A 1,381-nucleotide genomic window follows, 5' to 3' on the forward strand; every position below is an offset into this window, starting at 1 on the left:
TCATGGGATGTACTTTGTTTAGTATCGGGTGGTATTGCTCTCGGTTTAGCGCTCGACAAAACAGGGCTTGCGAAGCTGGTGGTACACAGTATTCCGTTTGATGAATTCTCGCCTTATGTGGTGCTATTCGGCGCGGCATTCCTTTGCTTACTAATGGCAAACTTCATGTCACACACGGCCACAGCCAACTTGCTGATGCCAATAATGGCTGCACTTGGTACGTCCATGGCTTCTTTAACGCCATTAGGTGGTGAAGTCACGCTTATCCTTGTTGTGACCTTCGCGGCTTCGCTTGGTATGTCACTGCCTATCAGTACACCGCCTAACGCGCTCGCGCATGCCACTGGTCATGTAGAAAGTAGCCAAATGGCGAAAGTGGGTGCGGTACTTGGTATTGTTGGTGTGCTGCTAAGCTTTGTGATGGTGTGGATTCTTCATACGGTTGGGCATATTGGGTAATACATGTACGAAACCAAGTTAGATGCGTTAGTAGAACGCTACTTTAATCATATCGAACGTCGGCTGACTGTGTTGGCCGGCTCCGTATTGATCGAACAGCAAGGCTACAACGACCGTCTATATTATGTGCTCTCTGGCGAGCTTGCTGGCTTCTATGCGGACGAAGACAGAAAACCCATTCAGGTATTTTCTGCCTCTCAAGGGGCATTTATTGGAGTGCACAGTTTTTTTTCAGGAACATGGACTGCCTCATCTACGGTGATTGCACAAACCGATGTAGAACTTGCGTGGATAGAACGCGATACGCCAGCCGTTGAAGAAGAAACTTACGGGCCATTAACCACACAGTTTATGCCCGTAATGGTGAATGAGTTGTCTCGCCGTCAGCGCCGCGCGATGCAAGAAGCGATAGCCAAAGAGAAGGCGCTGCAGAAGCTCCACACCGCAGAGCAAATGACAACACTCGGTCAGTTAGCCGCAGGTATCGCACACGAACTTAACAATGCGATTGGTGTGGTCAGCAGTAAATCGGAGCGTTTAGAGTCCGTCATCATGACGCTGCTTGAAGAAGTGCATCCAGAGGCGAGTCAGTTCTTTGATTTTGGTTTGATGCAAGGGCAAAAAGTATCGTCTAGTGAAGCGAGAAAGCGCGGTCGTCATTTCGAAAAATATTATGGGTTGCCTAAAGAGTTGGCGCGTGATTTAGCGCGAGCCGTGCCGAGTAACTACCTCTCGGAGCATTGGTTAAAAAGGCCAGAAGAGGCGATTCGTTACTGGCAAGTTGGGCGAGACCTGCACGACTTGCGTATCGCGTCTAAGCATACGGTTGGCATTGTTCGTTCCGTTAAGCAATTGGGCAGAACGGATATCGACCTTGATGAGGCCATCAACATTAACGATTCAATAAATCGGGCATTGGCGT

Annotated in this window: 2 protein-coding genes; both read left to right on the forward strand. The window is 49.1% G+C overall.

All coding sequences use genetic code 11. The annotated features are described in order from the left end of the window. Window positions 1-459, forward strand: a 459-nt coding sequence (locus R7Q47_RS24600) for an SLC13 family permease (protein WP_318089868.1), incomplete at its 5' end; no start/stop codon positions are given. 3 nt (window positions 460-462) lie between these two features. Next, the coding region (locus tag R7Q47_RS24605; RefSeq protein ID WP_318089870.1) for a Crp/Fnr family transcriptional regulator at window positions 463-1,381 on the forward strand (919 nt) is incomplete at its 3' end.

It is taken from the genome of Vibrio sp. Vb0349 (assembly GCF_033338975.1).